Source organism: Tardiphaga sp. 768_D3_N2_1 (genome assembly GCF_052076105.1).
In the GTDB taxonomy this organism is placed as follows: domain Bacteria; phylum Pseudomonadota; class Alphaproteobacteria; order Rhizobiales; family Xanthobacteraceae; genus Tardiphaga.
Genome location: NZ_CP197245.1, coordinates 5734590 through 5753078 on the forward strand (window position 1 = coordinate 5734590; position 18489 = coordinate 5753078).

At 62.5% G+C, this 18489-nt stretch carries 15 protein-coding genes; 5 read left to right on the plus strand and 10 right to left on the minus strand.

Annotated elements, in window-relative coordinates; translation table 11 throughout:
- Positions 1–23 precede the first annotated feature (23 nt).
- A complete protein-coding gene (gene hmgA, locus AB8A27_RS26950) occupies positions 24–1370 on the plus strand; it encodes a homogentisate 1,2-dioxygenase (RefSeq protein ID WP_441244518.1) in 1347 nt (448 codons plus the stop codon).
- A gap of 106 nt (positions 1371–1476) precedes the next feature.
- On the opposite strand, the gene AB8A27_RS26955 is transcribed toward hmgA, so the two are convergent.
- Both AB8A27_RS26955 and AB8A27_RS26960 read right to left on the minus strand, forming a co-directional pair.
- Entirely contained in the window at positions 1477–1788 is a 312-nt protein-coding gene (locus AB8A27_RS26955; protein ID WP_441244519.1) for a DUF1272 domain-containing protein, read from the minus strand.
- A gap of 152 nt (positions 1789–1940) precedes the next feature.
- Positions 1941–2417, minus strand: a complete 477-nt coding sequence (locus AB8A27_RS26960; protein WP_092140369.1) for an Lrp/AsnC family transcriptional regulator — start codon at positions 2415–2417, stop codon at positions 1941–1943.
- A gap of 133 nt (positions 2418–2550) precedes the next feature.
- On the opposite strand from AB8A27_RS26960, the gene hppD reads away from it, so the two are divergent.
- The gene (hppD, locus tag AB8A27_RS26965; protein WP_441244520.1) at positions 2551–3675 is read left to right on the plus strand and encodes a 4-hydroxyphenylpyruvate dioxygenase; all 1125 of its coding nucleotides are present in this window, start codon (positions 2551–2553) and stop codon (positions 3673–3675) included.
- A 156-nt stretch (positions 3676–3831) separates the two neighbouring features.
- On the opposite strand, the gene AB8A27_RS26970 is transcribed toward hppD, so the two are convergent.
- From AB8A27_RS26970 to AB8A27_RS26985, 4 genes are all read right to left on the minus strand, one after another.
- On the minus strand, positions 3832–4914 hold the full coding sequence (locus tag AB8A27_RS26970; protein ID WP_441244521.1) for a CaiB/BaiF CoA transferase family protein: 1083 nt from the start codon (positions 4912–4914) through the stop codon (positions 3832–3834).
- Between the two features lie 258 nt (positions 4915–5172).
- A complete protein-coding gene (locus tag AB8A27_RS26975) occupies positions 5173–5973 on the minus strand; it encodes an FAD binding domain-containing protein (protein WP_441244522.1) in 801 nt (266 codons plus the stop codon).
- A gap of 12 nt (positions 5974–5985) precedes the next feature.
- Positions 5986–8340: a xanthine dehydrogenase family protein molybdopterin-binding subunit gene (locus AB8A27_RS26980; protein WP_441244523.1), complete on the minus strand. Its 2355-nt coding sequence runs from the start codon at positions 8338–8340 to the stop codon at positions 5986–5988.
- 88 nt (positions 8341–8428) lie between these two features.
- Positions 8429–8914 carry a (2Fe-2S)-binding protein gene (locus AB8A27_RS26985; RefSeq protein WP_092140359.1) on the minus strand — a complete coding sequence of 162 codons (486 nt, stop codon included), beginning with the start codon at positions 8912–8914 and terminating at the stop codon, positions 8429–8431.
- 238 nt (positions 8915–9152) lie between these two features.
- On the opposite strand from AB8A27_RS26985, the gene AB8A27_RS26990 reads away from it, so the two are divergent.
- From AB8A27_RS26990 to AB8A27_RS27000, 3 genes are all read left to right on the plus strand, one after another.
- Positions 9153–9824 (plus strand): 3-oxoacid CoA-transferase subunit A, encoded by a 672-nt coding sequence (locus AB8A27_RS26990; protein WP_441244524.1) that lies wholly within the window; start codon positions 9153–9155, stop codon positions 9822–9824.
- Entirely contained in the window at positions 9821–10525 is a 705-nt protein-coding gene (locus tag AB8A27_RS26995) for a 3-oxoacid CoA-transferase subunit B (protein WP_441244525.1), read from the plus strand. The genes AB8A27_RS26990 and AB8A27_RS26995 overlap by 4 nt, the downstream gene beginning before the upstream one ends.
- Positions 10526–10798: 273 nt before the next feature.
- Positions 10799–12844, plus strand: a complete 2046-nt coding sequence (locus AB8A27_RS27000) for a methyl-accepting chemotaxis protein (RefSeq protein ID WP_441244526.1) — start codon at positions 10799–10801, stop codon at positions 12842–12844.
- A gap of 181 nt (positions 12845–13025) precedes the next feature.
- Here the strand turns inward: AB8A27_RS27000 and atzF are convergent, their stop codons facing one another.
- The 4 genes from atzF to AB8A27_RS27020 form a co-directional block, all read right to left on the minus strand.
- Entirely contained in the window at positions 13026–14846 is a 1821-nt protein-coding gene (gene atzF / locus AB8A27_RS27005; RefSeq protein WP_441244527.1) for an allophanate hydrolase, read from the minus strand.
- 54 nt (positions 14847–14900) lie between these two features.
- A complete protein-coding gene (locus tag AB8A27_RS27010) occupies positions 14901–16544 on the minus strand; it encodes a regulator (RefSeq protein WP_441244528.1) in 1644 nt (547 codons plus the stop codon).
- Positions 16541–17275, minus strand: coding sequence for a cysteine hydrolase family protein (locus tag AB8A27_RS27015; RefSeq protein WP_441244529.1), 735 nt, complete (start codon positions 17273–17275; stop codon positions 16541–16543). Before AB8A27_RS27015 ends, AB8A27_RS27010 begins: the two co-directional genes overlap by 4 nt.
- A 268-nt stretch (positions 17276–17543) precedes the next feature.
- On the minus strand, positions 17544–18350 hold the full coding sequence (locus AB8A27_RS27020) for an SDR family oxidoreductase (protein WP_441244530.1): 807 nt from the start codon (positions 18348–18350) through the stop codon (positions 17544–17546).
- Positions 18351–18489: the final 139 nt, after the last annotated feature.

The window sequence follows — 18489 nt, forward strand, 5'->3', positions numbered from 1 at the left end:
CGCAAGACAAAGCGGAGGATGAGATGAACATCAATACCAATCCCGATGTAATCAGCCGTGCGACGTCCAACGTTACGCCGGGCTACATGTCCGGTTTCGGCAATTCATTCGAAACGGAGGCGCTGCCCGGCGCGCTGCCCATCGGCCGCAATTCGCCGCAGCGCTGCGCCTATGGGCTCTATGCGGAACAACTGTCAGGTTCGCCCTTCACGGCGCCGCGCGGTACCAATGAGCGGTCCTGGCTGTATCGCATCCGCCCGTCGGTGAAGCATTCAGGCCGTTTCGAGAAAGCGGACGCGAAGCTGTGGCGTACCGCGCCGTGTCACGAGAACGATCTGCCGATCGCGCAATTGCGCTGGGACCCGGCGCCGATCCCGAAGGAAGAGATGACCTTCCTGCAGGGCGTGCAGACCATGACCACGGCAGGTGATGCCGGCACCCAGGCCGGCATGGCCGCTCACGTCTATCTGATCACCAAATCAATGGTCGATCAGAATTTCTACAATGCCGACGGCGAGATGATGTTCGTGCTGCAGCAGGGTACCCTGTTGTTCGTCACCGAATTCGGCCGCATCGATGCGGAGCCGGGTGAAATCGTGGTGATCCCGCGCGGCGTCAAGTTCCGCGTTGAACTCACCGGCGGCGCTGCGCGCGGCTATCTGTGCGAGAATTACGGCGGCGCTTTCACGTTGCCTGAGCGCGGGCCCATCGGTGCAAATTGTCTCGCCAATGCGCGCGACTTCCTGACGCCAGTGGCCGCCTATGAGGACAAGGACACACCGACCGAGCTCTATGTGAAGTGGGGCGGCTCACTGTTCGTGACGAAGCTGCCCTATTCGCCCATCGATGTCGTCGCCTGGCACGGCAACTATGCGCCGTATAAATACGATCTGCGCACTTTCTCGCCGGTCGGCGCCATCGGCTTCGATCATCCCGATCCGTCGATCTTCACGGTGCTGACCTCGCCGTCCGAAACGGCGGGCACTGCAAATATCGACTTCGTGATCTTTCCGGAGCGCTGGGCGGTGGCGGAAAACACCTTCCGCCCGCCGTGGTATCACATGAACATCATGTCGGAATTCATGGGCCTCATTTACGGCGTCTATGATGCCAAGCCGCAGGGCTTCACGCCGGGCGGCATCAGCCTGCACAACATGATGCTGCCCCATGGCCCGGACCGCGAAGCCTTCGATCACGCCAGCAATGGCGAGTTGAAGCCCGTGAAGCTCACCGGCACCATGGCCTTCATGTTCGAGACCCGCTATCCGCAGCGTGTCACGGAACACGCTGCCACGACGGCGACGTTGCAGAGCGATTATGCGGATTGCTGGAAGGGCCTGGAGAAGCGGTTCGATCCGAATAAGCGCTAGAGCGGGCCGTAGGATGGGTACAGCGCAGCGAAACCCATCACGTTCCTTGCGTGTCAGATGGGTTTCGCGAAGACGCTCTACCCATCCTACGATTCGGTGCTGGGGATCACCGCTCTCCGGGCGGTATGTCCTTGATACGGGCGGAATGCACTGCGATGTCCTCCAGACTTTTTGTCAGATGCACGCGCTTGTCTGATGCCGGGCGCTTGGCAACAGACAAACCCGGTCGCCATTCCGTGGCTGGCCGGATCGGGCGCTGTGTAAAACCTCCGCCGCAGTTCGGGCAGACATTGTGGAGCTTCGTCTCGACGCAATCCGCGCAGAAGGTGCATTCATAGCTGCAGATCATGGCATCGCGCGCCGCGGGCGGCAGGTCCTTGTCGCAATATTCGCAGTTCGGCCGCAACGCCAGTGCCATGGTTCACTCCCAATCTGTTCGTTGAGTCGATCTTGGCAGAAGGCCGGTGGTTCGGGAACTGCCAGAAGACGTGACGTCGGGAGGTGGATGCTACGATGCCGCATCCGGGCGCGGGATATTGAGCCGCTGCGCCCAGGCAATGCCATTTGCGGTCAGGCGAGCGCGGATTTCAGTGGCAGCCGCGATGTTTCCTTCAGACGATCGAGCACAATCGACGAGCGCACATGCGCGACGCTTTGGTGCGGCATCAGCACGTTGTTGACGAGATCGGACAGTCCCTTGAGATCGCGCAGCACGGCCTTGAGCACATAGTCGGCATCGCCGGTGAGTGAGTAGGCCTCCTGCACCTCGTCGACCCGCTGCACCAGTGTACGAAACTTCTTGGCGTTGTCGGGCGAGTGGGTAGCAAGTTGCACCTGGATGAAGGCGATCACGTTGAAACCGAGCGCATCCGACGACAGGTCGGCATGATAGCCGGAAATCACCTTCTCCTCTTCGAGCCGCATCCGCCGCCGTGAGCACTGCGAGGCCGACAGGCCGACCGTATCGGCGAGCTGCTGGTTGGTCAGCCGGCCATCATCCTGCAAGGCGGCCAGCATCTTGAGATCGAAGGCGTCTACCGGGATCATGCGTCAAATGTCCATCTCATGCACAAAGCGTGCATCATGATGCCATAAGTAACGTCGATTTGCATGCACCTTGCGTCGAAAACGACGGACACTTCTGGCAAGCGAAATTCGCAATCAGGTCAGGGAGATCACCATGGGTCCGTTTCCGCACGACGCGCCGGCCGCCACCATTTCGGTCCATAATCCGATGGGCACCGACGGCTTTGAATTTGTCGAATACGCGCATCCGAGACCCGAGGAACTCCACGCGCTGTTCAAGCTGATGGGCTATGCCCCGGTGGCGCGCCACAAGACCAAGAAGATCACCGTCTATCGCCAGGGCGATATCAATTATCTCGTCAACGAAGAGCCCGGCACCCACGGTTTCAATTTCGTCGCCGCGCATGGTCCCTGCGCGCCGTCGATGGCGTTCCGCGTGGTCGATGCGCAGGCGGCTTTTGATCGTGCGATTTTGCTCGGTGCGGAACCGGCTGATGCGACAGCGACGGAGAAGACGCTCGACGTGCCGGCCATCAAGGGCATTGGCGGTAGCCTGTTGTATTTCGTCGATCGCTACGGCGCCAAAGGTTCGGCCTATGACCATGAATTCGAATGGCTGGGCGCCAGGAATCCGCGGCCTGAGGGCGCGGGCCTGTTCTATCTCGATCATCTCACCCACAACGTCCATCGCGGCCGCATGGATGTCTGGACCGGCTTCTATGAGAAGCTGTTCAATTTTCGCCAGATCCGATTCTTCGACATCGAGGGCCGCGCCTCCGGCCTGTTCTCGCGGGCGCTGACCAGCCCGGATGGCAAGATCCGGATTCCGATCAATGAGGATGCCGGCGATTCCGGCCAGATCGAGGAATATCTCAACACCTATCACGGCGAGGGTATCCAGCACATCGCCTGCGGCGTGACGGATATTTACACGACCATCGAGAAGCTGCGCGCCGATGGCCTGCCCTTCATGCCGTCGCCGCCGGAGACCTATTTCGAGAAGATCGACGCGCGTCTGCCCAAGCATGGCGAAAACGTGCCGCGTTTGCAGAAGAACGGCATCCTGATCGACGGCGAGGGCGTGGTGGAAGGCGGCGAGACCAAGGTGTTGCTGCAGATATTCTCGGCCAATGCGATCGGCCCGATTTTCTTCGAATTCATCCAGCGCAAGGGCGATGACGGATTCGGCGAGGGCAATTTCAAGGCGCTGTTCGAGTCGATCGAGGAAGATCAGATCAGGCGCGGTGTGCTGCACGTCGGAGATAAGACGGCGGCGTAGGTCCCGACCTCTCCACGTCATGGCCGGGCTTGTCCCGGCCATCCACGTCTTGAGCTGGCAAGAAAAGGCGTGGATGCCCGGCACAAGGCCGGGCATGACGGCCGAGAGGTTGGCGGTAAGCGGAGAGACGTCTGCTTGGCGTTGACCAGACGCGCCTCAGCTCGCCCATTCCTTCACCGCATCCCCTAGCTCCACCTTGACTGCCGGTCGTGCCGCCGACGGCGTGCGTGAGAAACGCGGTGCGGGTGCCGGCTGTGTCGCGCCCTCGTGCTGGATGAAGACTTCGCGCGCCACCATATGCGGGTGCTTCGTCGCTTCCGACATGGTCAGCACCGGCGCGAAGCACACATCGGTGCCTTCCATGATCTTCGACCACTCGTCGCGGCTCTTGGTCTTGAACACCGCGGTCAGCTTGTCCTTCACCGCCGCCCAGTTCTTCGGATCCATGTGATTGTCGTAGCAGGCCTCCGACAGCCCGGCGAGTTCGCGTAGCTCGGCATAGAATTGCGGCTCGATCGATCCGATCGAGATGAAGTTGCCGCAGCTGCATTCGTAGACGCCGTAGAAATGCGCGCCGCCGTCGAGCATGTTGCTCTCGCGGGTTTCCTTCCAGCGACCGGCCGCGGTCATGTCGAAGAACATGGTGATCAGGGATGCCGCGCCGTCGCACATGGCGGCGTCCACCACCTGGCCCTGGCCGGAGCGGCTGGCTTCCAGCATGGCGGCGAGCATGCCCATCACGAGATACATCGAGCCGCCGCCGAAATCACCGACCAGATTCAGTGGCGGCACGGGCTTGTCGGCGCCGCCGATCGCGGCGAGAGCGCCGGTGATGGAGATGTAGTTGATGTCGTGACCGGCGGCCTGCGCCAGCGGCCCTTCTTGACCCCAGCCGGTCATGCGGCCATAGACCAGCTTCCTGTTGCGGCCGAGGACCACATCCGGCCCGAGGCCGAGGCGCTCCATCACGCCGGGGCGATAGCCTTCCACCAGCGCATCGGCGCTATCCAGCAGCGACAACACCTGTGCGATGGCAGCCTTGTCCTTGAGATCGACCTCGATGACCTTGCGGCCGCGTGACGCAGCGCCTTTCGGCATCTGCTTCGGGCGCACCAGCGTAATCACTTCGGCGCCCATATCCGCCAGCAGCATGCAGGCGAACGGGCCGGGGCCGATGCCGGCGAATTCGACGATGCGCGTGCCCTTGAGCGGGCCGGAGAGTTTGGTCGTGTCCGTCACTTGCGTTTCCCGTTTGTGGTCCGGCGTGGTGCCGGTTCATTGCGGAAAACTGTTACCGGGCCATGCCGCGAGGGCAAGCGCCTTTTGGCCGCGGCGATGCATGCGGCTATGCGTGGGCGGTGCACAAAACCCGAGGCTGTAGGATGGGTAGAGCGTCTTCGCGAAACCCATCATCTCTGTCGCGTGGTCGTGATGGGTTTCGCTGTGCTCTACCCATCCTACGACCTTCGCGAGGATGACAATTGAGAGATTCGAGTTCTATCCCGCCGCTTCCACCGCGCGCTGTGCCATCACCTTGATGAGATTGGCGCGATAGTCCGCCGAGCCGTGGATGTCGCTCATCAACCCGTCGGCGGAGATCTTCACGCCATCCAGCGCACCCACCGACCAGTTCGCTTTCAGCGCAGCCTCGATCGCCGGCACGCGCATCACGCCGTTCTGCGATGCGCCGGTGGCGGCGACACGGACCTCGCCGGACTTCGTCTGTGCGACGAACACGCCGGTGAGTGCAAAGCGCGAGGCGGGGTGACGCATCTTGGCATAGCCGGCCTTGGCCGGGATCGGGAACGACACGGATGTGATGATCTCGTTGTCTTCAAGCGCCGTTGCGAACAGGCCCTGGAAGAAATCATCGCCCTTGATCTCGCGTGCGTTGGTCTTGATCGTCGCTCCGAGCGCCAGCACCGCCGCCGGATAGTCCGCGGCCGGATCATTATTGGCGATGGAGCCGCCGATGGTGCCGCGATAGCGCACGGCGGGATCGCCGAGCACCGATGTCAGATACACGATCGCCGGGATCGCCTTCTTGGCCGCGGCGCTCTGCGTGATGTCGTAATAGGTCGTCGCCGCCTTGATGATCAGTGCATCAGCCGTCGCCTCGATGCCGATCATGTCCTTGATCTTGGCGAGGTCGATGACATCCGAAGGCGCCGCCAGCCGCTGCTTCATCACGGGGATCAGCGTGTGGCCGCCGGCGAGATATTTGGCCTCCGGATGCTTGGCGAACAGGGCCGCTGCTTCGTCGATGGTGGCAGGGCGGTGATAAGTGGTCTCGTACATGATCGCTCTCCCTTATTCCGCTGCCTGCTGCAATTGCAGCGCTTCCCAGACGCGACCGGGCGTCGCCGGCATCTCGATCTTGTTGTGGCCAAGTGCATCGGTGATGGCGTTGATGACGGCGGGTGACGAACCGATCGCGCCGGCCTCACCGCAGCCTTTCACGCCAAGCGGATTGCCCGGGCATAGTGTCGTGGTGTGCGAGACCCGGAACGACGGCACGTCGTCGGCGCGGGGCATGGCGTAATCCATGAACGATGCCGTCACTGGCTGACCGTTGTCGTCATAGACCGCGCCTTCCAGCAGCGCCTGTCCGATGCCCTGGGCGAGGCCGCCATGGACCTGGCCCTCGACAATCATCGGATTGATCAGCCGGCCGAAGTCATCCACCGCGACGAAGTCGACGATGTCCACCTTGCCGGTGCCGGGGTCGATCTCGACCTCGCAGATGTAAGCGCCGGCCGGGAAGGTGAAGTTGGTGGGATCGTAAAACGCGCCTTCCTTCAGGCCGGGCTCCATGCCGTCAGGCAGGTTGTGCGCGGTATAGGCGGCAAGCGCGACCATCGGCAGCGCAATCGCCTTGTCGGTGCCGGTCACCTTGAACTCGCCATTCTCGATGACGATGTCGCCCTCCGAGGCTTCCAGCAGATGCGCGGCGATCTTCTTCGCCTTGGCTTCCACTTTCTCCATCGCCTTGAAGATCGCGGACATGCCGACCGCCGCCGAGCGCGAGCCATAGGTGCCCATGCCGAACTGCACCTTGTCGGTGTCGCCGTGGACGATCTGCACCTGATCGACGGAGATGCCGAGCCGTCCGGCGACCAGCTGCGCGAAGGTCGTCTCATGGCCCTGGCCGTGGCTGTGCGATCCCGTCAGCACTTCGATGGTGCCGACCGGATTGACGCGCACTTCGGCGGATTCCCACAGGCCCACGCCGGCGCCGAGCGAACCGACCGCTTTTGACGGCGCGATGCCGCAAGCCTCGATATAGCAGGAGAAGCCGATGCCGCGCAGCTTGCCGGCGGCTTTCGCCTTGGCCTTGCGTGCAGCGAATCCGTTGTAATCGATCGCCTTCAATGCCGCGTCGAGCGAAGCGCCGAAGTCGCCGATGTCATAGGCCATGATCACCGGCGTCTGATGCGGAAACTGCGTGACGAAGTTGATCCGCCGCAGTTCGGCCGGATCGACCTTCAACTGCCGCGCCGACGTCTCCATCAGCCGTTCGAGCAGATAGCTCGCTTCCGGCCGTCCCGCGCCGCGATAGGCATCGACCGGCGTGGTGTTGGTATAGACGCCCATCACCTCGGCATAGATGGTCGGGATATTGTACTGACCCGACAGCAGCGTCGCGTAGAGATAGGTCGGCACCGACGACGAGAACAGCGACATATAGGCGCCGAAATTGGCGTGGGTCTTCACCCGCAGGCCCAGAATCTTGTTGTTGGCGTCGAAGGCCATCTCGGCATGCGACATGTGATCGCGGCCATGCGCGTCGGTGAGGAACGCCTCGGTGCGGTCGCCGGTCCATTTCACCGGGCGACGCACTTTCTTCGACGCCCAGAGTGCGACCATTTCCTCGGGATAGATGAAGATCTTCGACCCGAAGCCGCCGCCGACGTCCGGGGCGATGACGCGCAGCTTGTGTTCCTGCGCGACATTATAGAATGCGGAGAGGACAAGTCGCGCCACATGCGGATTTTGCGACGTCGTATGGAGCGTGAAGTGCTCTTCAGCTTCGTCATATTCCGCGACGGCCGCGCGGGGCTCCATCGCATTCGGCACCAGGCGGTTATTGGTCAGGTCCAGCGAGACGACATTGGCCGCCTTGCTGAAGGCATCCTTGGTCAGCTTCTCGTCGCCGATCGACCAGTCATAGACGACGTTGCCCGGCGCTTCCGGATGCAGTTGCGGCGCGCCCGAGGCGAGCGCTGCGGTCATGCTGCTGACGGCGGGCAACTCTTCGTACTCGACGACGACAGCTTCAGCCGCATCCTTGGCCTGGTTCTTGGTCTCGGCGATCACAACCGCCACGGCCTGTCCGACGAAGCGCACCGTGTCCGGCGCCATCGCCGGCCATGCGCCCATCTTCATGGGCGAGCCGTCCTTGGAGGACACCGCCCAGCCGCAGATCAGATTGCCGATCTTGTCGTCCACCAATTGCTGTGCGGTCAGCACATCGACCACGCCGGGCATGTCCTTTGCCGCGGAAGCGTCGATGCCTTTGACCTTGGCATGGGCATGCGGGCTGCGGATGAAATGCGCGTGGGTGAGGCCGACGATCTTGACGTCGTCGACATAGCGGCCGCGGCCGGTGATGAATCGTTTGTCTTCCTTGCGCGCAACGCGTGCGCCGATGCCTTCAACGCCCATCTCGTGGGTCTCCCTGCCGGAGTTTTTGATTGTCCGCGCTTTCCATCGAAAGGCGCGGCTGGCTTCGTTCAGTCCATTGCGCGGCGGCTCATTCAGCCGCTTGCGCAACCTTCATGCGTCCGGCGGCGTCGAGCACCGATTTGACGATGTTGTGGTAGCCGGTGCAGCGGCAGATATTGCCTTCGAGTTCCTGGCGCACCGTCTCTTCATCGAGATCGCTGGCGTGCCGGTTCACGATGTCGATCGCCGACATGATCATGCCCGGCGTGCAGTAACCGCATTGCAGGCCGTGATTGTCGCGGAACGCCGCCTGCATCGGATGCAGCTGGTCGCCCTTGGCAATGCCTTCAATGGTGGTGACATTGGCGCCGTCGATCTGACCGACCAGGGTGGTGCAGGACTTCACGGCTTTGCCGTCGATATGCACGATGCAGGCGCCGCACTGGCTGGTATCGCAGCCCACATGGGTCCCGGTCAGGTTGAGATTTTCGCGGAGCAGGTGGACGAGAAGGGTTCTGTCTTCGACCGTGGCAGAGACAGATTTGCCATTGACCGTCAGTTTGACTGTGGACACGCAGACCTCCCGATATTTTTTAATTATTCCAATTAGAAGCGCGCTCCGAAAAGTTTGCAACTGGGAATTTGGTGGGGTGCTGTGCTCTTCTTCTCTCTTCCTTGTGGGAGAGGTGACGCGCCCCCGCCTTGCAAATTTATGCCTTCAACTTCCCTACCCACAATGCTCTAGTCGCGCCGCAACAAACGCCGCAAGCGATTGCGGACAATAACAATTCCGCGACGAGGAGTTTCCGGGAGTGATCGATAAGAGTGTAGCCAGCCCGGCGGAGGCCGTGGCCGGGGTGAAGGACGGCGCTGTCGTTCTGGTGGCCGGGTTCGGTACCGTCGGCATCGCCGATGATCTGCTGGAGGCGCTGCACGAGCAGGGTGCGACCAATCTCACCATCGTCCACAACAATGCCGGCAATGGCGACACCGGCCTCGCCCGGCTGATCAATTCCGGCCGGGTCAGCAAGGTGATCTGCTCTTATCCGCGCTCGGGCGACTACAGCGCTTTCCTGAATGCCTATCGCGCCAAGACGCTGGAACTCGAACTGGTACCGCAGGGCATCATCAGCGAGCGCATGCATGCCCATGCCGCCGGGCTTGGCGGTTTCTTCTCGCCGGTCACGGCGCATACGAAACTTGCCGAGGGCAAGGAGACCCGCGAGATCGACGGCGTGCTGCATGTGTTCGAGAAGCCGCTGAAAGGCGACATTGCGCTGCTGCGTGCCATGAAGGCCGATCGCTGGGGCAATCTGATCTACAACCAGTCGGCACGTAATTTTAATCCGATCATGGCCATGGCTGCTGATCTCAGCGTGGTGCAGGTGGACGAGATGGTCGAGCTTGGCAGCCTGAATCCGGAAGCGGTGGTGACGCCGAGCATCTTCATCGATCGTATCTTGGTAGTGGGAGCAAAGGCATGACGCCGTCTGACAAGACCCGGACGTATAAGCCGCTCAACCGTGACCAGATGGCCTGGCGCGCCGCGCAGGACCTGCAGGAGGGCGCTTATGTCAATCTCGGCATCGGCATGCCGACGCGGGCGGCGAGCTATGTGCCCGACGGCCGCGAGGTGATCTTCCACAGCGAGAACGGCATTTTGGGTCTCGGCCCGAAGCCGGAGCCGGGCACCGAAGACGAGAACCTGATCGACGCTGGCAAGAACTACACGACGCTGATCAAGGGCGGCGTGTTCATGCATCACGCCGACGCCTTCCTGATGATCCGCGGCAAGCATCTCGATGTCAGCCTGCTCGGGGCCTTTGAAGTCTCCGAAGCTGGCGATCTGGCCAACTGGACCACGGAAGACCCGAGCTTCCCGCCCGGTGTCGGCGGTGCGATGGATCTGGCGGTCGGCGCCAAGGAGATCCGGGTGATCATGGATCACACCGACAAAAACGGGAAACCGCGCATTCTCAACAAGTGCCGCCTGCCGCTCACCGCGCCGGGCTGCGTCAAGCGCATCTACACCAATCTGGCGGTCATCGATGTCACGCCGCAGGGCCTGTTCGTGCGCGAGATGGTTGAGGGCATGACGCTGGAGAAGCTGCAGGAATTGACCGAGCCGAAGCTGCAGCTCGCAAATGACTGGCAGGCGCTCGCCCCGCCGGCGATGGCGGCGTAGCACTCTCCCTGGATCGCCCGCGAAAGCGGGCGATCCAGTAACCGGCGGTCTGAGTTGTTGCCACCAGCGGCACCGTTTACTGGGTCGCCCGGTCAAGCCGGGCGATGACAATCCAGCCCCCCCCCCCCCCCCCGTTCGCCTGCCGCGCAACCTCCAGAAGTTCCGGTATCCGTTTACTCGTCCTTAGCCAATGTGCCGTAGGTTTGAGCATCGGCTTTGCGCGCGCTTGCGCGCGATGACCCGAATGTTGGCAGTGATGAACGGGGGCCCCAGGTGGCAACGACGACGCTTGTCCGGAAGAAGCCGGCTTCTTTTAAGTTTCCTGCCCTCAGATTTCGCGCCAAGGTGACGCTGGGCTTTGCCGCTGTGCTCGCGATCTCCGCGCTCAGCATGGTGCTCGCTTATATCGGCTTCGAGCGCATCTCGGCCGGCGTGGTGTCGTATCGCACCAGCGTTGCGGAGTCCGGTCTGGCCCGCAATATCGACCGCGAACTGACCTCCTATCAGGCGCTGACGCGCTATTACGTCCTCACCAGCAATGAAGCGGACGCCAAGGCAGCGAAGGCTGCGGAAGCCAGTCTGAAGGACGCCATCGATCAGTCGATGAAGGTGACCAAGGACTCCGCGCGGCTCGACAAGATCACCAAATTGTCCCGCGAATTCACGACCTTCACCAAGGTCTTCGCCGACATCCTGACTGTGAAGGGGCAGAACGACACCATCGCGTCGAGCCAGTTGTCGCGCACCAGCCTGATGCTGCGTAACAAGATCGATGATCTCGGCGACACCGCGACCATGGCTGGCCTTGCCTCCGTGCAGGATCAGGTCAAGGAAATCACCACCCAGTTCATCACCGCGACCTCGCTCGTGAACACCTATATCGGCAAGGCCGAGGACAAGACCTCGAATGCCGCGACGGCCCGCATCAAGTTCCTGCAGAACTCGTTCGCGACGATCTATGCCAATGACGACAAGATCAACAACAAGGTGAAGGAGATCGTCGCGGAGACGAAGCTCTACGCCGAAGCTTTCGTCAAGTTCGTCGAGAATACCAAGAAGGTCGACGGTCTCGTTCAGGAGATGTCGGAAACGGCGGGAGCGATCACCAAGCTGTCGACGGCGATGAAAAGCGATTTGCTGGCTGATCAGCAGCGTCTTGAAACCGAATCCGACACCACGATCCAGGATACCGAGCGCCAGGTCATGGCGCTGGGCGTTGGTGGCTTCATCGTCGGTGCTATCCTTGCGCTGCTGCTGGGCCGCAGCATTGCCGGTCCGATGATTGCGATGTGCGCCGCGATGCGCAAGCTTGCGGCCGGCGATTTCGAGGTCGTGCTGCCGGGTCTTGGCCGCCGTGACGAACTCGGCGACATGGCGTCCGCCGTGGAAGAGTTCAAGGTACAGGCCATCGCGAAGGCCGAGCGGGATGCCGCGATGCAGGAAGAGCAAAGCCGCGAGGCTGGTGCTGCGCGCCGTGCCGAACTCATCCGCTTTGCCGACGATTTCGAGGCCGCCGTGGGCGCGATCGTCTCGAACGTGTCGGCATCAGCCGGCCAGCTGGAAACCGCAGCAGGCACGCTGACGCGCACCGCTGAGACCACCGAAGGATTGTCGAGCCGCGTCGCCGGTGCATCGGATCAGGCCTCCTCGAACATGCAGTCGGTGGCGACCGCGACCGAGGAGCTCTCGCTGTCGGTCAATGAAATCGGCCGCCAGGTCCAGACCTCCAGCAAGATCGCCGACAGCGCCGTCGTGCAGGCGCAGCAGACCGACGCCCGCATCGGCGAATTGTCGCGCGCCGCACAGCGCATTGGCGACGTCGTCGATCTCATCACGGCGATTGCCGAACAGACCAACCTTCTGGCGCTGAATGCGACCATCGAGGCTGCGCGTGCCGGCGATGCCGGTCGCGGCTTCGCGGTTGTGGCGTCCGAAGTGAAGTCGCTGGCCAGCCAAACCGCAAAGGCGACCGAGGAAATCTCGACCCAGATCGCCGGCATGCAGAGTGCGACGCAGGAGTCGGTGTCGGCGATCAAGCAGATCGGCAGCACCATCGGCGAAATTTCGGGCATTGCCTCGGAGATCGCCAGCGCCGTCGAACAGCAGGGCGCTGCCACACGCGAGATCGCGCAGAACGTCCAGCGCGTGGCGCATGGCACGCAGCAGGTTGCCGGCGATATCATCGACGTCAATCGCGGTGCGACCGAAACTGGCGCCGCATCGGCTCAGGTGCTGAATTCAGCACAGACCCTGTCGAGCGAAAGCGCGCGCCTGCGTGCCGAACTGGACCGGTTCATGGGGAATATCCGGGCGGCGTAAGTTTTCTTACCTCTCCCCGCTTGCGGGGAGAGGTCGAAATTCGCGTAGCGGATTTCGGGTGAGGGGGAGCTGCCGCGTACGCGTCAGTAAGTGAAGTAAGAGCCCCTCACCCCAGCCCTCTCCCCGCAAGCCGTGCGAAGCGTAGCTTCGCTAGGGGGCGAGGGAGCGCGCCGTCGGTGTGCTACTTCTTCTCAGCCATATACGCCCGCCATCCGCCGAACGACGTAATATCGCGCGCATCTTCCGTCGCCTTGGCTTCCACCAGGAAGCCCTTCACGCTCGATCCATCCGCCAGCCGCAGCGTGCCGATCGACATCGGTTCCGGCAGCGACGCGACGAATTTGCCGAAATTTGCTGCCGACAGGGCCCAGATTTCCAACGCGATTTTGGCGCCTGTACCATCGGCGACGCGCAGCAGGCCCGGCTTCGGCGGCGTGGTGCCATTCAGCGCATAGAACTTGTAGTCCGGCGCGGTGGTCGTGGCTTTCAGCAGTCGAGCGTCGAGCGCCTGTAATTCGCCATTCAGCGCCATGCCGGAAAGATGCGCGCCGACAACGGCGATCGCGATTTCGCCGGGGGCGACCTCGGTGGAAAGCGGCGCGAGTGCCGGTTGCGGCAGCGCCCTGGCGCCGACCGGGAGCTTGGTATCGGCGTGAAACACCCGGCCGATGCTGGCGAGCAAGGCGTCGTCGCCGCCCGGCGCCAGCAAGGTGATGCCGAACGGGATGCCATCGGCGCGCATCGCTGCAGGGACAGCGAGACCGCAGAGATCGAGCAGGTTGACGAAGTTGGTATAGGTGCCGAGCCGCGAATTGAGCTCGATGGGATTGGCGAGTACCTGCGCCGTCGTATAGGCGGTCGGCGCGGTCGGCAGCACCAGCGCGTCGATAACAGTGAATGCCTGCTCGGCGACGCGTTTGAGATCCTGCAACTTGTACAGGGCCGCAAATGTATCGGTCGCGCTCTGGCGTGCACCGGCGATGGTGATCTCGCGCGTGACGGGATGGATCGCATCCGGTGCAGACGCCAGCAGATCACGGATCACCAGCAGACGCTCGGCGACCCAGGGTCCATCGTAAAGCAGCCGCGCCGTCTCATAGAACGGTTCAAGGTCGAACTCGACCAGCGTTGCGCCGAGCGCGGTCCAACGCTTCAGCGCGTCCCCATAGGCTTTCTCCGAGGCCTTGTCGCCGAAGAAGATCAGCTGGCCATTGCGCGGCACGCCGAGCTTCAGTCCTTTCGGAAATTCCGTGACCGAACCCGGCACCCGCTTGCGTGAATAGGGATCATGCGCGTCATAACCGCCCATCACATCGAGCGCGGCGATAGCATCGTCCACCGTGAGCGTGAAGATCGAGACGCAATCCAGCGTGCGGCAGGCCGGCACGACGCCGGCCGTCGGGATCAGGCCGAGGCTTGGCTTGAGGCCGACGATATTGTTGAGCATCGCCGGCACGCGGCCGGAGCCCGCCGTGTCTGTACCGAGCGTCAGCGGCACGATGCCTGCGGAGACGGCAACGGCAGAACCGGAGCTCGATCCGCCCGGCACGAGATCGTCACGGATCGCGTTCTTTGGAATGCCATAGGGCGAGCGCACGCCGACAAGGCCGGTGGCGAACTGGTCGAGATTGGTCTTGCCGATGATGATCGCGCCCGCCGCGCGCAGCCGCGCCACGGCGCTGGCGTCACGCGTTGCGTTATAGGTGAAAGCGGGACAGGCCGCGGTGGTCGGCAGGCCGGCGACGTCGATATTGTCCTTCACGCCGACCGGCACGCCATAGAGTGGCAGCGTGGCAGGATCTTTCGCAGCGAGCGCCTCGGCTTCGGCGATCGCCTCGGCCTCAACGCGGAGCGTGATGAAGATGGCCGTATCACCGCGCTCGCGGATGCGCTGATAGCTGCGTGCGACTGTCTGTGCGGGCGTGACGGTGCCGGCGCGATGCGCGGCAACGATGGCGGCGATCGTTTCGGGAACGGTAGTCTCGGGAACGGACTCACTCACGATGCGAACCTGCTGCGGATGGCACGGGTGTGCCACCCGCAGGTCGAGACGATGTTATTCAGCAGGCACGGCAAGTGGCGGCTCCGATTGCGGGACAGAAGACAGGCTGGTTGCGCCGAACTTGTCCGCGGCAAAGAGCCCGGCTGCAACGAGAGCATAAGCGAGAGCGACGCCGGGCGTCACCCCCAATCCGCCGCCGATCCCGATCGCCTCACCATGCATGAAGCCGAAATAGGTCAGCACCGCGCCGGCCAGCGCGAAGGCCGATGCGTTGACGAATTTGCGTTCGATGATGAAGACCGCGATGGCGCCGAGCACCAGGCCGACCAGGATAGAGCCGCCGCCCATGACTTCGAGGCCGTGGAGCAGTACGCCGTTCTGCCCCATTTTGGCGATGAACTCCGGCGAATGGATCGCGCCGAAATTCATGCCGGCGGCGCCGAGCGCTCCCGATATCAGTACGGAGGCCCAGGCCGCGAGATGCGGCGTCAGCGCAAGCGCGATGGCCGGCGCGTGTTCACGTGGCGTCGTCTCAAACGCCTGCGCGCAGATCAGCATGCCGATATAGAGCAGGATCGGCGAGATCGCGACCAGCGGAACGATGGCCAGCATCAGCGAGATGACGCCGAACCACGACAGCACGATCACCATCAGGCCGGTCGCTGCCGAATAGCCGATCCGGCCGCCCATCGCCTTCCAGCCGGGATGGCCGATATAGACCGCGTTGATGAAGGGGTTGCCCATCAAGCAGCCGATCAGCGAGACGACGCCGTCAGCGGTCAGCACGCGCGTGGTCGGATATTCGTCGCCGGCAGCTTCCGCGCTCTCGACATTGTCCATGGCCTCGACCAGATCGTAGATGCCGTAGGGAATGGCAGTGACCAGGATGATGCCGAGGAACTGGAAGCCCGAGAACACGTGGTCGAAGGCGGGAATCGGCACCGAGAAGCCGAAATTGGTGAAGGCTGCTTTGACACCCGCGATGCTGAGGCCACCGACTCCGAAGCCGAGCAGCGTGGAGCCCCATGCGATCACCATGCCGACGCCGATGGCGACGAGGCCGGCCGGAATGCCCTTGGGATATTTATAGCCGCCGAACCAGCTCAGCAGGATGATGGCAAAACACGTGAGGCCGATCACCGGCGTCATGAACATTTCCAGCGCCGGCCGCATCGCGATGAAGGCGATGGAGACGCCTGCCAGCGTGCCCAAGAGCGCGGCGCGCGGCGTCACCTTGCGGATCCAGGGCGCGATGAAGCCGCCGATCATCAGGATGAAGCTCTGGAAGAACACCCAGACGAGGCCGGCTTCCCAGCCCTTGATGGGATCGCCCGTGGTGATCGAGATCGGGAGCATGATCACGAAGGTGACGATGAACATATGCGGCACGCTGATGCCCGAGGGCAGCGCGCAGACATCGCTGCGACCGGTCTTCTGCGCCAGCCTGTAGGCGAGCCAAGCGTAATACATCGTCGACAGGCACATCATCAGGCCCATCGCCGGCAGGATGCGTCCGAACACGATATTGTCCGGCATTTTCAGGACGAAGCGCAGCAGGCCGGTCAGCACCAGCATGTTGACGAGAATATTGGTACCGAAGCCAAAAAACGCATTCCAGTCGCCCGGCGTCCACAGCGCGGGCTTGAAGTCGGAGTTGCCGGCAGAATCTTTAGAAAACGTCCCCGCGGTCGTGCTCATCGTGATGCTCCTGCTACGAGTTTGTTTGAAGTCTCCGGTGCATGTTCAGAACGTGTGATGGCATCGAGAATGGCGGCGGAGTCCGCGACCCAGCCGAAGATGCCGCCCTGGGCCTTGATCATCTTCAGGCCCATCTCGTGGAATTCGGGAAAGTAGGATGCGCAGCCGTCGGAAATGACGATGCAGCGATAGCCGCGGTCATTGGCTTCGCGCACGGTGGTGTTGACGCAGACTTCCGTGGTGACACCGCAGACCAGCAGCGTGTCGATCTCGCGCGCCTTAAGGTCGGCGCCGAGTGTTGTGGCGTAGAATGCGCCCTTGCCGGGCTTGTCGATGACGATCTCGCCTTCGACCGGATAGAGCGCGGGAATGATGTCGTGACCAGCCTCGCCGCGAATGAGGATGCGTCCCATCGGACCGGGATCGCCGATCCGCAGTGACGGCGCGCCGCGTTCGATCTTGGCGGGCGGTGCGTCGGAGAGATCGGGCAGGTGCCCCTCGCGGGTGTGCACCACCATCATCCCGGTTTCGCGCGCGGCTTTCAGGACCGCTGCAATCGGTTCGACCGCGCGGGCGAGTTGCGAGACATCGTTGCCCAGCGTCTCGCCGAAGCCGCCGGGCTCCATGAAATCGCGCTGCATGTCGATGATGACGAGCGCCGTCGCAGCCCAGTCGAGTGTGATCGGGCCGGGTTCGGCAATAACCGTTGCTGAGTGTGGTGAGTCCGCCATTTGCCGTCTCTCCCCAGGAGCCATGGGCCTCTCAGGAGTTAACGAAGCAAGGCGCGTGCCATTGTGTACAATGACAAATGGCAATCTTATTCGGAGATAATCTCGGGATATTTCAGTATCTTGTCTGAAAATAGCTTTGCAGCATATCGGTCCCGGGCGAGACCGGAATTCGTTAATTGCTCATTTTATAACCTCGGCTGATTATGACGGCAGCCGGTCGCCCGGATTGGGCTGATGCCCCATCCGGGGCGACCATCGTTGTCCGTTATCAGTCCCAGCCATCGCCCTTGATGCCGGGATTGGCGTAGACGATGCCGCCGTCCACCGCGATGGTGGCGCCGACCACATAGTCGCCGGCACGCGAGGCGAGATAGATCGCGGCACCCGCCATGTCCTCGTCCGTGCCGATCCGGCCGGCGGGCACGCGGGTCGCCACTTGATCGGCATTGTCGCGCGCAGCCTTGTTCATGTCCGACTGGAACGGGCCCGGCGCGATGGCCGTGACGACGACGTGGTCCTTGATCAGTTTGACGGCCATCCGCCGCGTCAGGTGGATCAGGCCGGATTTGCTCGCCGCATAGGAATAGGTCTCCATCGGATTGACGAAGATGCCGTCGATGGACGCGATATTGATGACCTTGGCGGGCTTGTCCGCGCTGGCTGCTGCGCGCAGCGGCCCGGCCAGCGCCTTGGTCAGAAAGAACGGTGTCTTGACGTTCAGCGTCATCACCTTGTCCCAGCCGCTCTCTGGAAATTCATCGAAGTCCGCGCCCCAGGCGGCGCCCGCATTGTTGACGAGAATGTCGAGCCTGGATTCGTGCTTCTTGATCTCGGCGGCCAGCATCTCGATGCCGTTCATTGTCGAGATGTCGATCGGCAGCGCGATGCATTCGCCTGGATACTGCGCGGAGAGTTCTTTCGCAGTTGCTTCGCAAGGCCCGGCCTTGCGCGCGGTGATGTAGACCTTCGCCGCGCCCTGGCTAAGAAATCCCGCTGCGATCATCTTGCCGATGCCGCGCGAGCCGCCGGTTACCAATGCGATGCGGCCATCGAGCGAAAACAGATTGGTGAACATGATGCCTCCCGTTTGTTTTGTCGTTGGGCCGATTGTGTGCGGCGGCGGGCAAGGCGAGTCAACAAGCGCTGCTGCAGTTGAGCTATATCAAGGCCGGAACCGGCGGCCGGCATAGGCTTCTTGCGTTGGTTCGTTCAGC

What these genes read in the sequence shown, in the direction of transcription:
- AB8A27_RS27010 (WP_441244528.1), bottom strand. Translation starts at nt 16,544, where the DNA reads ATGAGCACGACCGCGGGGACGTTTTCTAAAGATTCTGCCGGCAACTCC.
- hmgA (WP_441244518.1), top strand. Translation starts at nt 24, where the DNA reads ATGAACATCAATACCAATCCCGATGTAATCAGCCGTGCGACGTCCAAC.
- AB8A27_RS27020 (WP_441244530.1), bottom strand. Translation starts at nt 18,350, where the DNA reads ATGTTCACCAATCTGTTTTCGCTCGATGGCCGCATCGCATTGGTAACC.
- AB8A27_RS26955 (WP_441244519.1), bottom strand. Translation starts at nt 1,788, where the DNA reads ATGGCACTGGCGTTGCGGCCGAACTGCGAATATTGCGACAAGGACCTG.
- hppD (WP_441244520.1), top strand. Translation starts at nt 2,551, where the DNA reads ATGGGTCCGTTTCCGCACGACGCGCCGGCCGCCACCATTTCGGTCCAT.
- AB8A27_RS26995 (WP_441244525.1), top strand. Translation starts at nt 9,821, where the DNA reads ATGACGCCGTCTGACAAGACCCGGACGTATAAGCCGCTCAACCGTGAC.
- AB8A27_RS27015 (WP_441244529.1), bottom strand. Translation starts at nt 17,275, where the DNA reads ATGGCGGACTCACCACACTCAGCAACGGTTATTGCCGAACCCGGCCCG.
- AB8A27_RS26975 (WP_441244522.1), bottom strand. Translation starts at nt 5,973, where the DNA reads ATGTACGAGACCACTTATCACCGCCCTGCCACCATCGACGAAGCAGCG.
- AB8A27_RS26960 (WP_092140369.1), bottom strand. Translation starts at nt 2,417, where the DNA reads ATGATCCCGGTAGACGCCTTCGATCTCAAGATGCTGGCCGCCTTGCAG.
- AB8A27_RS26980 (WP_441244523.1), bottom strand. Translation starts at nt 8,340, where the DNA reads ATGGGCGTTGAAGGCATCGGCGCACGCGTTGCGCGCAAGGAAGACAAA.